Here is a 16,782-nt window from a genome sequence, read left to right as displayed (position 1 = left end):
GTGCACCCTCGGCGCGGCGCTCATTCCGCCTGGCAGCAGCGCGCGAGCACTTCGCGCACCAGCGCATCGGGCGCGCTGCTGACGGCGGCGGAGCCCGGCTTGTCGATCACCACGAAGCGGATCTCGCCCGCCTCGGACTTCTTGTCGACCCGCATCAGTTCGAGGTACCGGTCCGCGCCCAGCGCCGGGCCGACGGTCGGCAGGCCGGCGCGCTCGATCAGCCGCGTGAGCCGTTCGACGAACGCCGCATCGACGCCGCCGAGCCGCTGCGACAGGTGCGCCGCCATCACCATGCCGCAGCCGACCGCTTCACCATGCAGCCACTCGCCGTAGCCCAGGCCCGACTCGATCGCATGGCCGAAGGTGTGGCCGAAGTTCAGGATGGCGCGCAGGCCGGTCTCGCGCTCGTCCTGGCCCACGACCAGCGCCTTGATCTCGCAGCTGCGCTTGACCGCGTAGGCCAGTGCGGCCGGCTCGCGCGCCACGAGGGCGTCGACATTCGCCTCGATCCAGTCGAAGAAGGCCATGTCGTGGATCGGGCCGTACTTGATAACCTCGGCCAGGCCCGCGCTGAGCTCGAGCGGCGGCAGCGTCTGCAGCGTGCCCAGGTCGCACACCACGAGCTGCGGCTGGTAGAAGGCGCCGATCATGTTCTTGCCGAGCGGGTGGTTGATGGCGGTCTTGCCGCCCACCGACGAATCGACCTGCGCCAGCAGCGTGGTCGGCACCTGCACGAAAGGCACGCCGCGCATGTAGCTCGCGGCGGCAAAGCCGGTCATGTCGCCCACCACGCCGCCGCCCAGGGCGAACAGCACGGTCTTGCGGTCGCTGCCGTGGCCGAGCAGCGCATCGAAGATCAGGTTCAGGGTCTCGAGGTTCTTGTGCACCTCGCCGTCGGGCAACTCGAGCAGGTGGACCGTGCGAAAGCGCCCGGCCAGCGCATCGCGCAGGGCCTTGGCATAGAGCGGCGCCACGGTGGTGTTGCTGACGACCAGCGCGCTGGCGGCCGCGGGCACGGCGGCGAAGCTCTGGGGGTCGTCCAGCAGGCCGGCGCCGATCAGGATCGGGTAGCTGCGTTCGCCGAGCTGGATATCGACGCGTTCTGGCGGTGCGGAAGGTGCGGGCAATGGCATGGCAGCGAGTTTAGGCGCTGCGCGCCGGCGCTTCAGTCGGAGGGCTCTTCGGGCGGCGTGCCCGCAGCCACGATGCCGGCAAGCTCCAGCTGCATCACGATGATGTTCACCAGCATGGCGATCGAGGGGCGCCCGGTGTCGACCACCTCGTGGGCCGTTTCGCGGTAGAGCGGATCGCGCGCATCGTGCAGTTCGCGCAGCCGCCCCAGCGGATCGGCCACCTGCAGCAGGGGCCGCTTGACGTCGTGGCGCAGGCGCCGGAACAGGTCTTCAGGCGAGGAGCGCAGGTAGATCACGTGGAAGTGGTCCCGCAGCTGCTGGCGGTTGGCTTCCCGCAGCACGGCGCCGCCGCCCGTGGCCAGCACGCCGTGGGGCTGGGCGGCCAGATCGGCAATGACCGTTTGCTCGAGGTCGCGGAAGGCGATTTCGCCCTCCCGCTCGAAGTAATCGCGGATCGAGCAGCCGATGCGCTGCTCGATCACGTGGTCGGTGTCGACGAAGGGAAGGTCCAGGCGTGCGCCCAGGCGCCGGCCCACTGCGGACTTTCCGGCGCCGGGCAACCCGACGAGTGCGATCGCCACGCGGTGGCTGCTACGCCCGCGCGTCAGCGCGCGGCGTTGCGGTCGGTAATCATCTTCGGAGTGATAAAGACGAGCATTTCGGTCTTGTTGGCAACGCGTTCGCGCTTGCGGAACAGTGCACCCAGGTAGGGCACTTCACCCAGCACCGGCACGCGCGATTCGTCATTGGTTTCGGTGAGTTCGAAGATACCACCGATGACGACCGTGCCGCCGTTCTCGACCAGCACCTCGGTCTGCACGTGCTTGGTGTTGATGGCCGGGCCGGCCGAGGTGTTGACGCCGCGGGCGTCCTTGCTCACGTCGAGCGTGAGGATGATGTTGCCTTCGGGCGTGATCTGCGGCGTGACCTCGAGCTTCAGCACCGCCTTGCGGAACGAAATGGAGGTGGCGCCGCTGGACGTGGCCTGCTGGTAGGGAATTTCCTCGCCCTGCTCGATCAGCGCCTTGGTCTGGTCGGCCGTGATGACGCGCGGGCTGGACACCAGCTTGCCCTTGCCGTCAGCCTCGAGCGCCGAGATCTCGAGGTTCAGCATGCGCGACAAGCTCGAGTTGAACAGCGAGATCGCGAAGGTACCGGGCGCATTGCCGGTGCCGCCGGCATCGCCTGCGGGCAGGTTGATGAAGTTGGAGTTGGTCCAGGTGGCTGCCGCGGCGCCGACGCCGCCAGCGGTGGTGGTGGGCATGACGCCGAAGGTGCCGTATGCCGGATTGCCGTTGGCCGACGCGACGCGCTCGCGGGAGATACCGCCGCCCAGCCGCACGCCGAGCGACTTGCCGAAGGTGTCGGAAGCTTCCACGATGCGCGCTTCGATCAGCACCTGCCGAACCGGGATGTCGAGCTTCTGGATCAGGTCGGCCACTTGCTGCAGCCGCGACGGAATGTCCGACACGAACAGCTGGTTGGTGCGTGACTCCGCGATCACGCTGCCGCGCGGACTCAGGATGCGGGTGGTGGTGCCGGAGCCGCCACCGCCGCCGGCCGAGGCGCCGGTGCCGGTCAGGCCCTGCGCAATGGCAATCGCCTTGGTGTAGTTGAGCTGGAACGACTGGGTGCGCAGCGGCTCCAGGTTCTCGATCGCGGCCTTGGCTTCGAATTCGAGCTTTTCCTTGGCGTTGATTTCGTCCTTGGGCGCGATCCACAGCACGCTGCCGTTCTTGCGCATGCCCAGGTTCTTGGCCTGCATGATGATGTCCAGGGCCTGGTCCCAGGGTACGTCCTTCAGCCGCAGCGTCAGCGCGCCGGTGACCGAGTCGGAGGTCACGATGTTGAAGTTCGTGAAGTCGGCGATCACCTGCAGCAGCGAGCGGATCTCGATGTTCTGGAAGTTCAGCGAGAGCTTCTCGCCGGTGTAGCCCACGCCCTGCGTCAGCTTGGTCGGGTCCACCTTGCGGGCGCGAACCTCCACCACGAACTGGTTTTCGCTCTGGTAGGCGCTGTGCTCCCAGTCGCCCTTGGCCTCGATCGTCATGCGCACGCGGTCGCCCGACTGTTGCGAGGTGATCAGCTGGACCGGGGTGTTGAAGTCGGCCACGTCGAGGCGGCGGCGCAGCCCCTCGGGCAGCGTCGACTTGGTGAATTCGACGACGAGGTTCTTGCCCTGTTGCTTGACATCGACGCCCACCTGGTTGTTCGGCAGGTCGACGATCACGCGGCCGGTGTTGTCCGCACCCATGCGGAAGTCGACGTCGCGCAGCGGCAGGGTGTCGCGGTTGCGGTTCTCGGCAAAGACGGTGGGCGTGGACGACGCCAGCGCGGTGCCGGCCGCGGGTTCGAGAATCACCAGCAGCGACTTGCCCTGGATCTCGGTCTTGTATGCGGTTGCCTGCTTGAGGTTGAGCACCACCCGGCTGCGCTCGCCGGCCTGGACCACATTGACGGAACGCAGGTTGCCCTGGTTCACCTCAATGGCGGAGCGGCCGATGGCGTTGGTGACACCCGGAAAGTCGAGCGCGATGCGCGCCGGCGTCTGCACGACAAAGCCGGTCGGCAAGGCCGCGAGCGGCTGGGCAAGGTCGATGCGGATCACCTCCGCGCCGGACTGCGTCGAACTGGTCACCGCCTCGATGGCGTTTTGCGCATGGGCCAAAGCGAAAGCGCCAAGTGCCAGCAGACCCAGCCCCGCAGCTCGCAGCCGCTGTGCCATCGTTGATTTTTTATGATTCATTTCGCACTCTCTTGCAGCTGCAATGTCGCCACGCGTTCGATCCATTCACCGGCGGCGTCCTGCACGATTTCACGCAGGGCGACTTCGGTTTCGTTGATACGGGTAATGCGCCCGTAGTTGAGGCCCAGGTACTCGCCCACCCGCACCTTGTAGAGCAGCTTGTCGACACGAACCAGCGCCACCGGCTGGCCGTTGCGGTTCATGCTGCCCACCATGGCCATGGAGTCGAGCGGGAAGGCTTCGAGCGCTTCCTTGCGGCGCACCAGCTCGGGTGCGATCAGTTCCGACGTGCTGGGCTGGTTCGATTCCCGGCGCAGCGCCTGGGTCAGCTTCAGCAGGTTGAACGGCTCGAATGCCGCACCCTCGGTGTAGGCCTGGGGGGTGAACTTCTTGGGTTCCGTGATCGGCGGCACCGTGGGCTTGACCTGGGCGCGCTGCTCGACCATCCAGCGGCGCAGGTCTTCCTGCTCCGAATCGGCGCAGGCGCTCAGGCCCAGGGCGGCCGCGACCAGCCACAGGAGTTTGGCGGTCGTCCTCATTTCTTCGCCTTCGGCGCCGCGGCGCGTTTCTGGGCCGCCCGCTCTTCGTCATCGAGATAGCGGTAGGTGCGTGCCGTGGCATCCATCGTGAGGGTGCCGTCCTTGTCTTTTTGCTGCGGAGTGATCGTGAGGTTGTTCAGCGTCACGATGCGCGAGAGGCTCGCGACGTCGGCGGCGAAAGAGCCGATGTCGTGGTAGCGGCCGGTCACGCGCACGGCGATCGGCAGCTCTGCGTAGTAGTCCTTCACCGAAACCTGTCCCGGGCGGAACAGTTCGAACTGCAGGCTGCGTCCGAGGCCGGCCTGGTTGATGTCGGACAGCAATGCGTCCATTTCCGCCTTGCTGGGCAGCTGCTTCTCGAGCAGCGTCACGTATTGCTGCACCTGCTCGCGCTGCTTCTTCAGCAGATCGAGATTGGCGGCCAGCGCCACCTTCTTCTGGTAGTCGGCCCGCAGCGTGACTTCCTTGGCACGCTCGCTCTCGAGCTCGTCGTTGGAGTTGGTAAGCCAGAGGAACCAGAGGCCTGCGAGCACCAGGGCGGTCACCGCCAGGCACAGGGCGTAGCGGGGCACCGCCGGCCATGCGGACGGGTCGTTCGGATTCAGGTTGCGGAACTGGTCGCCGAAGCCGCGCAGCGCCGCGCCGACGTCCATTTTTTGAGAGGGGCGATTGCTTGCCATGATCCGTCTACCCCTTGACTGGCGCCGCTGCGGCCAGCGCCTTGTCGGCTGCGGCCTTCTGCGCGTCGGTCGGCCGCTTGAGGCCGATGCGCATGGTGAAGTTCGCCACGCGGCGCTGGTCGCGCTGACTCAGGCTCACCGTCGCGGAAGTGATTTCGACCAGTTCGGGCTTGACCAGCCACGGACTGTTGTTGCCCAGGTTGCGCAGCAGCTCCGACACGCGCTCGTTCGACTGCGCCATGCCCTGCAGCGTGACGGTCTGGTTGTCCTGCTTCATGCTGGTCAGGTAGACGCCGTCGGGCAGTTGGCGAACCAGTTCGTTGAGCAGGTGCACCGGCAGGTTGCGGTCGCCCTGGAGGTCTTCGACCGCCTGCTGGCGCGCGCGCAGCGCGGCAATTTCTTCCTGCAGGGTCGAGATTTCCTTGATTTCGACTTCGAGCTTGGTGATCTCGGTCTTCAGGAAATTGTTCTTGTCCTGCTGGGCCGAGATCTGCGCCTCGAACCAGAGATAGCCCAGGCCGGCGATCAGCACGCCCAGCACAGCAGCCGCGCCCAGGGTGCCGTAGAACGCTTCGCGGCGCCGCTTGCGTGCGGCTTCGCGGTGGGGGAGCAGGTTGATGAGGATCACTGCACGAACCTCCGCATGGCCAGGCCGCAGGAGGTCAGGTAGGAAGGCGCTTCGCGCCGGACCTTCTTCTCGCGGATGTTCGGACCCAGTTCCATGCCGTCGAACGGGTTCACGAGCGAACAGGCGAACGAGGTCTGGCGCGTCACGGCGCTGGTGAGGCTGGGCAGCGAGGCCGAGCCGCCTGCAAGCAGCACGTAGTCCACGCGGTTGTGGGGCGTGCTGGTGAAGAAGAACTGCAGCGCACGGGCAATTTCCTGCGCGATGCTTTCCACGAAGGGCTTCAGGACGCCCGAGCCGTAGTCGTCGGGCAGATCGCCGCTGCGCTTCTTGGCTTCGGCCTCTTCGGCCGAGAAACCGTACTGGCGCACGATCAGCTGGGTCAGCTGCGCGCCGCCGAAGGCCTGGTCGCGGTCGTACAGCACTTCCTGGTTGCGCAGCACCTGCATGCTGGTGGTGAAGGCGCCCACTTCGAAGAGCGCCACCACGGCATCGAGGCCCTTGCCCGGCAATTGCTCGATCAGGCGAGCGGTCGCGAGGCGGGAGGCGTAGGACTCGACGTCGAGGATCACCGCCTTCAGCCCGGCCGCCTCGGCCAGGCCTTCGCGGTCCTGGACCTTTTCCTTGCGGGACGCGGCGATCAGCACCTCGACGTCGCCGGCAGAGGCGGTGCTCTGCCCGGTCACGCAGAAATCGAGGCTGACTTCGTCGAGCGAGAACGGGATGTACTGGTTGGCTTCGGACTCGACCTGGATTTCGAGCTCCTGCTCGCTCATGCCGCCCGGAAGAATGATCTTCTTGGTGATGACCGCCGAGGGAGGCAGCGCCAGCGCGACGTTGCGGGTGCGGGTACCGCTCTTGCGCACGACGCGGCGGACGGCTTCGGCCACTTCGTCGAACTTCTCGACGTTGCCGTCGGTGATCCAGCCCCGCTCCAGGGGTTCGATCGCGCAGCGCTCGAGAACCAGCTTGCCACTGGCTTCACGGCCGAGCTCGACCAGCTTCACGCTGGAAGAGCTGACATCCAGGCCGAGCATGGGGGCGTTCTGACGGCGAAACAATGATCCGAAAGCAGCCAAGTTAGGTCCCTTTACCCCTGCATTTGTAACCAATGGAAAAATTTGCGTTCGGTTGCATGCTAGCAGCAGACGTAGCAGCGACCAAACAACCCACGCCGGCAAAATAGCGGACCGTTGTCAAAAGCTGACGCCGAAGCCACATTTGGTAACTTTTGGTTTAGCCCGCAACGATGCACCCAAGTTCGGCCCGTGGCAAGGGGGCGGCTTTTTATAATGTGCGGTGACTCCCCGGGCCCACATGCAAGAAACTTCACGCCCCAAAGGGCCAGCCAAGACCCCTCCTTCCACACGACCAGCCTGGCTGAAATGGCTGCTGCGCTTCATGGTCTGGGGGTTCGGCATCGCCGCAGCCGGTGTTCTGGCGTTGCTGTGCGTGATCGCAGTCGCCCTGGCTGTGGCCTACCCCAACCTTCCCGACATCTCCGAGCTGTCGGACTACCGGCCGAAACTGCCGCTGCGGGTCTTCTCCGCGGAAGGCATCCTGATTGGCGAGTTCGGCGAAGAGCGACGCAATCTAACCCCGATCGCGGCAATCCCCAAGCTCGTGAAGGAGGCAGTGTTGGCTGCCGAAGACACGCGCTTCTATGACCACGGCGGCGTCGACTACAAGGGCATGGTGCGCGCCGGCCTGGCCAACATGAACCGCGTGAAGAGCCAGGGCGCGTCGACCATCACGATGCAGGTGGCACGCAACGTGTACCTGAGCTCCGAGAAAACGCTGACCCGCAAGATCTACGAGGTGCTGCTCACCTTCAAGCTGGAGCACCTGCTCACCAAGGACCAGATCTTCGAGATCTACCTGAACCAGATCTATCTCGGCAACCGCGCCTACGGCTTCGCGGCCGCATCGGAAGCGTATTTCGGCAAGCCGCTGCAGGAGCTCTCCATTGCGCAGGCGGCCATGCTGGCAGGCCTGCCGAAGGCGCCGGGCGCAAACAACCCCGTCAACAACCCGCAGCGCGCGCGCGGCCGCCAGTTCTATGTGATCGACCGCATGCAGGACGCAGGCTTCATCACCGCCGAGCAGGCCGCCGAAGCCAAGAAAGAGGAATTGCATCTGCGCGATGCGGCCGACCCGAACCGGCTGCACGCCGAATACGTGGCAGAAACCGTGCGCCAGCTGATGTATGCGCAATATGGCGACAGCACCTACACGCGCGGACTCAAGGTGTACACCTCGCTGGTTGCCGCCGACCAGGCTGCGGCATACAAGGCCCTGCGCAAGGGCATCATGGATTACGAGCGGCGCCAGATCTACCGCGGCCCCGAGAAGTTCGTCGAGCTGCCCAACGATCCGAAGGAACTCGACGATGCAGTGGACGACGCCCTGACCGACCATCCCGACAACGGCGACGTGATGGCGGCGGTGGTGCTCAAGGCCAACGCCAAGGAAATCTCGGCCGTGCGCGGCAACGGCGACCCGGTGCAGATCACGGGCGACGGCCTCAAGCCCGCGCAGTCCGGCCTGGCCGACAAGGCACCGCCCAACATCAAGATTCGGCGCGGCGCGGTGATCCGCGTGGTGAAGACGCCCAAGAACACCTGGGAAATCACCCAGCTGCCCGAAGTGGAAGGCGCCTTCGTCGCCATGGATCCGCGCGACGGCGCCATCAAGGCGCTGGTGGGCGGATTCGACTTCGGCAAGAACAAGTTCAACCACGTGACGCAGGCCTGGCGCCAGCCGGGCTCGAGCTTCAAGCCCTTCATCTACTCGGCCGCGCTCGAGAAGGGCTTCACGCCGGCCACGGTCATCAACGACGGGCCCCTGTTCTTCGATGCCGGCACCACCGGCGGCCAGCCCTGGGAGCCCAAGAACTACGGCGGGGGCTACGACGGCCCGATGTCGATGCGCACCGCGCTCATGAAGTCGAAGAACCTGGTCTCGATCCGCATCCTGCAATCGATCGGCACCCGCTACGCCCAGGAATGGATCACCAATTTCGGCTTCGACAAGGACAAGCACCCGGCCTACCTGCCGATGGCGCTGGGCGCCGGCGCGGTCACGCCGATGCAGATGGCCACCGCCTATTCGGTGTTCGCCAATGGCGGCTACCGCGTCAACCCCTACCTGGTGACCCGCATCACCGACCACAAGGACAGGGTGCTGGTCGACAAGCAGCCGCCGCTGCTCAACGAAACGATCCGCGCCATTCCCCAGCGCAACGCGTTCATCATGGACACGCTGCTGCAATCGGTGGCGCGCGCCGGCACCGCGGCCAAGGCCCAGGCCATGCTCAAGCGGCCCGACCTCTACGGCAAGACCGGCACCACCAACGACTCGCTCGATGCCTGGTTCGCCGGCTTCCAGCCCACGATGACGGCCATCTCCTGGATCGGCTACGACACGCCCCGCAACCTGGGCGACCGCGAAACCGGCGGCGGCCTGAGCCTGCCGATCTGGATCAACTACATGGAAACGGCGATCAAGGGCGTGCCCGTGACCGATCTTTCCGCCACGCCGCCGTCCGGCGTCGTGAGTGTGGGCGGCGAGTGGTACTACGACGACTACGCGCCGGGCCGCGGCGTGTCCAGCCTTGGCGTGGAGACACCTTCATCGCCGCCGGCGGAGTCCCTGAGCGGCGTTCCGGTGAGCCCGCCCCCGCCGCCCGAAGAGCGCAACCGCATCCTCGACCTTTTCAGGAACTGAAGAAGAAGGCCCTGGCGACGGTTCAGGCGGCCGCAAACTCCAGCGGCTGCCCGGCCTGAAGGCTCGCCTCACGGGAAAGATTGCCGAAGAATTCCTCGCCCGTCTTGGTGTCGACCCAGGCCTTGCCGTCGTAGCGGTAGTGATAGCCGCCGGAGCGTGCGGCAAGCCAGATTTCCTGCAGGGGCTTCTGCAGGTTCACGATCAGCTGGCTGCCGTTCTTGAATGAAATCGTGATCATGCCGCCCACGCGCTGGTTGTCGATGTCGGCGTCGGTCGCGTCGTTGATGCGGTCGCAGCCCTGCTCGATGGCGGCGAGTGCGGCTTCGGCGCGGTCCATGTATTCGGAGTCGGTCATTACAATTTCGTTATGTTGAATGTTCGTCAAATTCTAGTGAGCGCCCCCGCCCGCGCTGTGCTCATGGTCAGTCTTGCCGCGGCGGCGGCCGCTTTGTCTGCTTGCGGACAGCGCGGACCGCTGTTCCTGCCGACCGATCCGGCAGCGGCCCAGCGCGCCACCCTGCCTCAGCTGCTGACCCCCGGTGGCCCGCGCGCCGCTTCCGAAGCCGAGGCGGCGCCCAAGCCCGCTGCGGCCAGCAGCGCCCCGGCTCCGGCCACCCCCAGCAGCGGAACGCAAAAGTGACGAACGCCTCCACCCCCCTTCCCGGCCATCCGCACATCGCGCATCGCGACGGCGCGCTCCACGTCGAAGGCCTCGGCCTGGAAGCGCTGGCCCGCGAGCACGGCACGCCGCTGTTCGTCTATTCGAAGCAGTGGATGCTCGACGCGCTGGCCGCCTACCAGCGCGGCTTCGAGGGCCGCAGCGCCCTGATCTGCTATGCGATGAAGGCGAATTCGTCGCTCGGCGTGCTGCGCGTGTTCGCCGAGGCCGGCTGCGGCTTCGACATCGTCTCGGGCGGAGAGCTGGCGCGCGTGCTGGCGGTGGGCGCCGACCCGGCCAAGATCATCTTCTCGGGCGTGGGCAAGACGCGCGCCGAAATGCGGCAGGCGCTGGCGGCCGGCATCGCCTGCTTCAACGTCGAGAGCGAAGCCGAGCTCGACGTGCTCAACGAAGTGGCGCTGGCCGAAGGGCGCCGCGCGCCCATCAGCATCCGCATCAACCCGAACGTCGATCCGAAGACGCATCCCTATATTTCCACCGGCCTCAAGGGCAACAAGTTCGGCATTGCCCATGACCGCGCGGTCGAGGCCTATCGCCACGCCGCCAGGCTGCCGGGGCTCGAGGTGGTGGGCATCGACTGCCACATCGGCTCGCAGATCACCGAGGCCTCGCCCTACCTGGACGCCTGCGACCGGGTGCTCGACCTGGTCGAGGCCATCGAGGCGGCCGGCGTGCCCATTCACCACCTCGACTTCGGCGGCGGCCTGGGCATCGACTACAACGGCGAAGTGCCGCCCAAGGCCGATGCGCTCTGGCAGCAGCTGCTCGCACGGCTCGATGTGCGCGGCTTCGGACAGCGCAAGCTCGTCATCGAGCCCGGCCGTTCGCTGGTCGGCAATGCGGGCGTGTGCGTGACCGAGGTGCTCTACACCAAGCCGGGCGAAGACAAGAACTTCTGCATCGTCGACGCAGCCATGAACGACCTGCCGCGGCCCGCGATGTACCAGGCGTTCCAGAAGATCGTGCCGCTGCGCATCCGCGCCGGCGACGCGCCCACCTACGACGTGGTCGGCCCGGTCTGCGAAAGCGGCGACTGGATCGGCCGCGACCGTGCGCTCAACGTGGTGGCCGGCGACCTGCTGGCGGTGCTGTCGGCCGGTGCGTACTGCATGAGCATGGCCAGCAACTACAACACGCGCGGCCGCGCCGCCGAAGTGCTGGTGAGCGGCCAGAGCGCCACGCTGATCCGCCGCCGCGAGACGATGGAAGACCAGCTGCGCAGCGAGCAGATCGAGGGCTGATCCGCGCGCGATCGGCGCGATTCGCGCCGGTCAGCCGGTGCTGCTGCGCAGCGACTTCTCGCTGCTGTTGCCGCGGCCGCCACGCACGCCGGCCGACGGCTTCGGCCTGCGCTTGCTCGCATAGTTCCACACGCGCCATCCGAGCAGCACCGCGATGACCGCGGCATAGACGAACACCTCGGCAAAGTCGTTCTTGCCCGCGCGCATCCAGAAGAAGTGCAGCAGGCCCAGGCCGGCAATCAGGTAGACCAGCCTGTGCAGCATCTGCCAGCGCCTGGCACCCATGGCCTTGATGGCGCGGTTGAACGAGGTGGCCGCCAGCGGCGTCAGCAGCACGAAGGCCGAGAACCCCACCAGGATGAACGGCCGCTTGGCAATGTCCTTGGCGATGTCGGCCCACTCGAAGCCCATGTCGAACCAGCTGTAGCACAGCAGGTGCAGCACCACGTAGAAATACGCAAACAGCCCGAGCATGCGGCGAAAGCGCGCAAGCGCATTGGCCTTGGCCATCACGCGCAGCGGCGTCACCGCCAGCACGATGCAGATGAAGCGCAGGGTCCAGTCGCCGGTGGCGCGGATCAGGAACTCGGCCGGATTCGCGCCCAGCCCGCCGGCGAACGCGCCATAGGCCAGCCGCGCGAACGGCAGCAGGCACAGCAGGAAGATGACCGGCTTGGCCGCCGGATGCATGAGCAGCTTGTTCATGGGGCAAGGGCCGCGTGGCGGTGGCGGCTCAGTAGTTCTTCTTCAGGTCCATGCCCGCATAGAGCTGGCCGACCTGGGCTTCATAGCCGTTGAACATCAGCGTCTTGTGGCGCTTGGCGAAGAGCCCGCTGCCATCGCCGATGCGGCGCTCGGTGGCCTGGCTCCAGCGCGGATGGTCGACATTCGGATTGACGTTCGAATAGAAGCCGTATTCCTGTGCCGCCGCCTTGTTCCAGGCCGTGCCCGGCTCCTTCTCGACGAAGCGGATCTTGACGATCGACTTGGCCGACTTGAAGCCGTACTTCCACGGCACCACGATGCGCACCGGCGCGCCGTTCTGGTTGGGCAGCACTTCGCCGTACATGCCAAAGGCCAGCAGCGTGAGCGGGTGCATGGCCTCGTCCATGCGCAGGCCTTCGGTGTAGGGCCAGTCGAGCACGCGCGAGCCCACGAAAGGCATGGTCTTGGGATCGGCCAGGGTCACGAACTCCACGTACTTCGCATTGCCCTGCGGCTCGACCTTCTTGATGAGCTCGGCCAGCGAGTAGCCCACCCAGGGAATGACCATCGACCAGCCCTCGACGCAGCGCAGGCGGTAGATGCGCTCTTCCTGCGCGCTGAGCTTGAGCAGGTCTTCGATGCCGTACTTGCCGGGCTTCTTGATCAGGCCCTCGACCTCCACGGTCCATGGGCGGGTCTTCAGGGTGCCGGCATTCTTGACCGGGTCGCCCTTGTCGGTGCCGAACTCGTAGAAGTTGTTGTAGCTCGTCGCGTCCTTGTAGTCGGTGAGCTTTTCCATCGTTTGCGCTCCCGGCACGGCGGACTTCGCGCCCGGAAGCAACGCCAGCTTGTGCGGGCCCGTGGCCTGGGCGAAGGCTTCTCGCCCCGCAAAGCCCGCCAGCGCGGCACCGGCTGCGCCGCCGGCCATCAGCTTGAGCAGATCCCGCCGGCCTTCGTAGACGGCGCGCGGCGTGATCTCGCTCGAGAGCGGATGGATGAAACCGCTGCTGCGACCCTGCGGGCGGAAATGGAACGACATGTGATGGCCTTTCGCGTGAATCGTTGTGCTCAGGGTAGTTCGTGCAATCCCCTGATCCGGTTACGCGCAATCGCTGCGCGTGGTCTCAATTCTTCGCGAAAAGCCGCAACCCTGCCTACAGCGTGCCGTAGCTGTGCAGTCCGCTCAGGAACATGTTCACGCCCAGGAACGCGAAGGTGGTTACCGCGAGGCCGGCCAGCGCCCACCAGGCCGCCACGGTGCCGCGCAGGCCCTTGACCAGCCGCATGTGCAGCCAGGCCGCGTAGTTGAGCCAGACGATCAGGGCCCAGGTTTCCTTCGGGTCCCAGCTCCAGTAGCCGCCCCAGGCGTCGGCCGCCCACAGCGCGCCGAGCACGGTGGCAATGGTGAAGAAGGCGAAGCCGACCGTGATCGACTTGTACATCACGTCGTCGAGCACCTCGTTGGCGGGCAGCCGCGCGGCAATGCGCTTGCGGCCGAGCAAAATGCCCGCGGCAATGAGTGCGGAGATGCCCGCATAGATCACCCAATAGCTGCCGCCGGCCTCCTGCACGCGCTGGCGGAAGGCCACCGGCACGAAGCACAGCGCCACGCCCAGAAGCCAGATCGGCGTGAGCTTGTACCAGCGCGTTTCCTGCGCCTGCTCCTTGATGAGATAGGCGAAGGCCACCATGGCCGCGAGCGCGAAGGTGCCGTAGCCGATGAAGTTGGCCGGCACGTGCAGCTTCATCCACCAGCTCTGCAGCGCCGGCACCAGAGGCTGGATCTCGTGCGCATTGCGCACCAGCGTGTACCAGAGCAAAAAGCCGACCGCCGCGCTCACCACCAGCATCACGAAGGCGCCGAGCGTGCGCGTGCCGTAGCGCGATTCGAAGTAGAGATAGAAGGCCGTCGTGAGCCAGCAGAACAGCACGAACACTTCGTACAGGTTGCTGACGGGAATGTGGCCGATGTCCGGCCCCAGCAGATGGCTCTCGTACCAGCGCACCATGGTGCCGATGAGCGCCATGGCAATGGCGGCCCAGGCCAGCCGGGAGCCGATCAGGTCGAAGGTGTCGCCCTGCTTGCCGCCGAAGAAACCGAGCCAGTAGAACAGCGTGCTCATGAAGAACAGCACGCTCATCCAGAGAATGGCCGACTGGCTCGACAGGAAGTACTTGAGCCAGAACACCGTGTCCGCGCGCGCCAGGTCGCCCTGGTAGGAAACGATGGCCAGCAGCGAGGCCGCGGCCACCACGATGGCCAGCACCCGCAGCGGACGCCAGAACCAGGCGATGGCGATGATCGAGACCATGGCGGCGCCAAGGATCGGCTTCTCGTACGAATCCATCGAGCCCGCGTACCGGGCAAATGCAAAAACGCCGCCTGCCAGCACCAGCGCCGCAAACACCCAGTCGAAAAGGTTGCGCCGCGAAAACCAGCTTTCGTGCAGCGTGAGGGTGGTGGTGTTCATGGTGACGCCGGTCCTTCTTTCTTCAAGGCAAGCAGCTTGTGCTTGAGGTGCTCGAACTCGCGATCGCTGTCGATGGTCTTGCGGTTGACCGAGAAGGCCATCGTGGCGGCCGTGGCGTTGTCTCCGGAGCCCGCGCCATCGGGGGTGAGCCACACCCAGAGCCGGCGCTCGCGCACATACAGCATGGCAAAAATCCCGACGATCAGCAACAGGCAGCCCAGATAGACCACGTTCTTGCCGGGCGCGCGCGCCACCTGGAACACGCTGGCCTGCACCTGGGTGAAGTCGGTCATCATCATGGCGACCGGCGCCGGATAGAAGTACGCGTCGCTGATGGCCAGCACCGCCTGGGTCAGGAAGGCCTGCGACTTCTCGTCGCTCGGCAGGGCTGCGAGCCCCGCGCCCTCGCGGCTCAGGTTGAGCGCCTCGAACAGCACGTCGTTGAGGATGCGCACCAGCACCGCACCGGCACGTTCGCGCTCGGCCTCGGGCACGTTGGCTTCCATGAATTCCGCAATCGCCTGCCAGCCACCCAGGGTGGTGGCATCGGCCTTGGCGCGCTCGCTGCCGGCAAAGAGGGCGAGCGCGCGCGCCGCCGAAACGCGGAGCTGCTCGGCCATCTCGGGCCGCTTCGGATCGACCGCCTTGGCGATGTAGCGCTCGACCGCGCGGTTGCGCGTGTCGGCATCGGCCAGCGCGGTGCGCATGCGCACGAAGCTGTCCATGGTGCCTTGCTCGTCGGCCGGCACGCGCAGGTAGCGGAACGGCTCCTCGGGCTTCTCGCGCATGCCGAGCAGGAACACCGGCTGGCCGTCGCCGGTATCGACCGGCACCATGTAGTTCTGGTATTCGCGCGCCTGCCCCGCGGCATCGCGCAGCTTGTAGCCGATGCTCGGGCCGATGTTGCGCAGCACCTTCGGCTTGCTGGTCTTGTTGGCGGCGCCCAGGCGCGATTCGATGTCGTGGCGCAGGTCGACCTTGCGCACGTCGGCGCCGCTGCCCATGGCACCGCCGTCGGCAAAGTTCTCGACGTTGATCACGCGCAGCGCGGCGTATTCGAGCGTGAGCTTCTCCTTGCCGTTGGTGATTTCAGTGCTGGGCCCGCCGATGACGCCTTCGACCTCGAAGGGCTTGGCCGCAGCCGCCATCGGCACCGCCTTGAGCTTCACCTTGGAGCCGCCGTCGTCGAAGCTCGACTGGTAGATTTCCACGCCCTTGAAGCTGGCGGGATGATTCACCTCGATGCGCGCGGGCACCTGCTCGCCGGTCTCGCGGTCGTGCAGCACCACCTCGCTCGCGAACAGCTTGGGCATGCCGGTCGAGTAGTAGTCGACGATGAATTTCTTGAGCTCGATCGAGAACGGCAGCTCCTGCAGCAGCACGCCGTCGGACTGCTGCAGGATGGCCACGCTGCCCTGCGCGCCCTCGGGCACCAGGATGTTGCCGCGGAAGGTCGGGTTGCGCGGCGACAGCCGGTGCTGCGGCGGCACGTCGGCAATCATGCCGCCGCCGGTGAACACGCTCTTGCCGTTGAACCAGGTCTGGGCCCGCACCACCAGGTCGCCGTCGAGCAGGCCGCCGATGCACACCAGCACGATCGCACTGTGGGCGGCGATGTAGCCCAGCTTGTGGGCGCCGCCCGCGCGCGCGGCCACCATCCAGCCGGCTTCGGCATGGCCGCCCGCGGCTTCGCGCTGCTGCAGCTTGACCTTCCATCCGCCGCTCACCAGCAGCTGGCCGATGCGGTTGGCGGCCGCGGCGGGCGCCTCGTCCAGCCGGGTCTCGGCGCGCTGGCCGAAGGCCTTGAGGCTCTGCGCTCGGATGCCTTCCTTGAAGGTCTTCAGGTCGATGAAGATGCGCGGCGTGTTGCGCGCAATGCAGAGCGTCGTGCTGATCACCAGGAACAGCAGGATCAGCAGGAACCACCAGGCGCTGTAGATCGAATCGAGCTTGGCCGCGCGGAACAGTTCGGCCCAGAACGGCCCGAACTGGTTGATGTAGTTGTTGATCGACTCGTGCTGCTTGAGCACCGTGCCGATGATCGATGCGATGCAGATGACAGTGAGCAGCGCAATCGCGAAGCGCATCGACGAAAACAGTTCCACCGCAGCGCGGAGCACTTGCGGGCCGCGATGAACGCGAAGGCCGTGGGTGGAGACAGACATCGGTCAGTGGGGGAAAAGGAACAGGGGAAAAAGCAAAGGGCGGGCCATCCAGCTGGATCGGCCCGCCCTCTG

Annotated in this window: 15 protein-coding genes; 3 read left to right on the top strand and 12 right to left on the bottom strand. The window is 66.2% G+C overall.

Translation table 11 applies throughout. From position 1 onward, the window contains the following. Window positions 1–20: 20 nt before the first annotated feature. Genes aroB through RZE77_RS05485 form a run of 7 tightly spaced genes read right to left on the bottom strand, consistent with a single transcriptional unit; the run spans window position 21 to window position 6,802 of the window. Window positions 21–1,133 carry a 3-dehydroquinate synthase gene (gene aroB, locus RZE77_RS05515; protein ID WP_319441027.1) on the bottom strand — a complete coding sequence of 371 codons (1,113 nt, stop codon included), beginning with the start codon at window positions 1,131–1,133 and terminating at the stop codon, window positions 21–23. A gap of 32 nt (window positions 1,134–1,165) precedes the next feature. Next, complete coding sequence (locus RZE77_RS05510) at window positions 1,166–1,714, bottom strand: shikimate kinase (RefSeq protein WP_319430123.1); 549 nt, start codon at window positions 1,712–1,714, stop codon at window positions 1,166–1,168. A gap of 23 nt (window positions 1,715–1,737) precedes the next feature. Next, on the bottom strand, window positions 1,738–3,879 hold the full coding sequence (gene pilQ, locus RZE77_RS05505; RefSeq protein ID WP_319441026.1) for a type IV pilus secretin PilQ: 2,142 nt from the start codon (window positions 3,877–3,879) through the stop codon (window positions 1,738–1,740). Further along, window positions 3,876–4,418 (bottom strand): pilus assembly protein PilP, encoded by a 543-nt coding sequence (locus tag RZE77_RS05500; protein WP_319430119.1) that lies wholly within the window; start codon window positions 4,416–4,418, stop codon window positions 3,876–3,878. Before RZE77_RS05500 ends, pilQ begins: the two co-directional genes overlap by 4 nt. Then, entirely contained in the window at window positions 4,415–5,098 is a 684-nt protein-coding gene (locus RZE77_RS05495; RefSeq protein WP_124957440.1) for a type IV pilus inner membrane component PilO, read from the bottom strand. The genes RZE77_RS05500 and RZE77_RS05495 overlap by 4 nt, the downstream gene beginning before the upstream one ends. Before the next feature lie 7 nt (window positions 5,099–5,105). Next, window positions 5,106–5,726, bottom strand: coding sequence for a PilN domain-containing protein (locus RZE77_RS05490; RefSeq protein ID WP_124957441.1), 621 nt, complete (start codon window positions 5,724–5,726; stop codon window positions 5,106–5,108). Continuing rightward, window positions 5,723–6,802 (bottom strand): pilus assembly protein PilM, encoded by a 1,080-nt coding sequence (locus RZE77_RS05485; protein WP_012746289.1) that lies wholly within the window; start codon window positions 6,800–6,802, stop codon window positions 5,723–5,725. The genes RZE77_RS05490 and RZE77_RS05485 overlap by 4 nt, the downstream gene beginning before the upstream one ends. 238 nt (window positions 6,803–7,040) lie before the next feature. On the opposite strand from RZE77_RS05485, the gene RZE77_RS05480 reads away from it, so the two are divergent. Further along, window positions 7,041–9,449, top strand: a complete 2,409-nt coding sequence (locus RZE77_RS05480; protein ID WP_319430113.1) for a penicillin-binding protein 1A — start codon at window positions 7,041–7,043, stop codon at window positions 9,447–9,449. Between the two features lie 22 nt (window positions 9,450–9,471). Here RZE77_RS05480 and cyaY read toward each other — a convergent pair whose 3' ends face one another. Beyond that, window positions 9,472–9,804 (bottom strand): iron donor protein CyaY, encoded by a 333-nt coding sequence (cyaY, locus tag RZE77_RS05475; RefSeq protein WP_012746287.1) that lies wholly within the window; start codon window positions 9,802–9,804, stop codon window positions 9,472–9,474. A 63-nt stretch (window positions 9,805–9,867) separates the two neighbouring features. On the opposite strand from cyaY, the gene lptM reads away from it, so the two are divergent. Further along, on the top strand, window positions 9,868–10,089 hold the full coding sequence (gene lptM / locus RZE77_RS05470) for an LPS translocon maturation chaperone LptM (protein ID WP_319441025.1): 222 nt from the start codon (window positions 9,868–9,870) through the stop codon (window positions 10,087–10,089). Then, on the top strand, window positions 10,086–11,369 hold the full coding sequence (lysA, locus tag RZE77_RS05465; protein WP_319441024.1) for a diaminopimelate decarboxylase: 1,284 nt from the start codon (window positions 10,086–10,088) through the stop codon (window positions 11,367–11,369). Before lptM ends, lysA begins: the two co-directional genes overlap by 4 nt. Before the next feature lie 30 nt (window positions 11,370–11,399). On the opposite strand, the gene RZE77_RS05460 is transcribed toward lysA, so the two are convergent. The 4 genes from RZE77_RS05460 to RZE77_RS05445 form a co-directional block, all read right to left on the bottom strand. Further along, on the bottom strand, window positions 11,400–12,074 hold the full coding sequence (locus RZE77_RS05460; RefSeq protein ID WP_319441023.1) for a protein-methionine-sulfoxide reductase heme-binding subunit MsrQ: 675 nt from the start codon (window positions 12,072–12,074) through the stop codon (window positions 11,400–11,402). A 28-nt stretch (window positions 12,075–12,102) separates the two neighbouring features. Then, window positions 12,103–13,113 (bottom strand): protein-methionine-sulfoxide reductase catalytic subunit MsrP, encoded by a 1,011-nt coding sequence (gene msrP, locus RZE77_RS05455; protein ID WP_319441022.1) that lies wholly within the window; start codon window positions 13,111–13,113, stop codon window positions 12,103–12,105. Between the two features lie 115 nt (window positions 13,114–13,228). Beyond that, complete coding sequence (ccsB, locus tag RZE77_RS05450) at window positions 13,229–14,545, bottom strand: c-type cytochrome biogenesis protein CcsB (protein WP_319441021.1); 1,317 nt, start codon at window positions 14,543–14,545, stop codon at window positions 13,229–13,231. Next, window positions 14,542–16,710: a cytochrome c biogenesis protein ResB gene (locus RZE77_RS05445; RefSeq protein ID WP_319441020.1), complete on the bottom strand. Its 2,169-nt coding sequence runs from the start codon at window positions 16,708–16,710 to the stop codon at window positions 14,542–14,544. Before RZE77_RS05445 ends, ccsB begins: the two co-directional genes overlap by 4 nt. Window positions 16,711–16,782: the final 72 nt, after the last annotated feature.

The sequence above is a fragment of the Variovorax sp. SPNA7 genome, assembly GCF_033807855.1.
Lineage (GTDB): Bacteria > Pseudomonadota > Gammaproteobacteria > Burkholderiales > Burkholderiaceae_C > Variovorax > Variovorax beijingensis.
The sequence above is the reverse complement of the archived record's forward strand: the minus strand, read 5'-3'. Positions and strand labels throughout refer to the sequence as shown.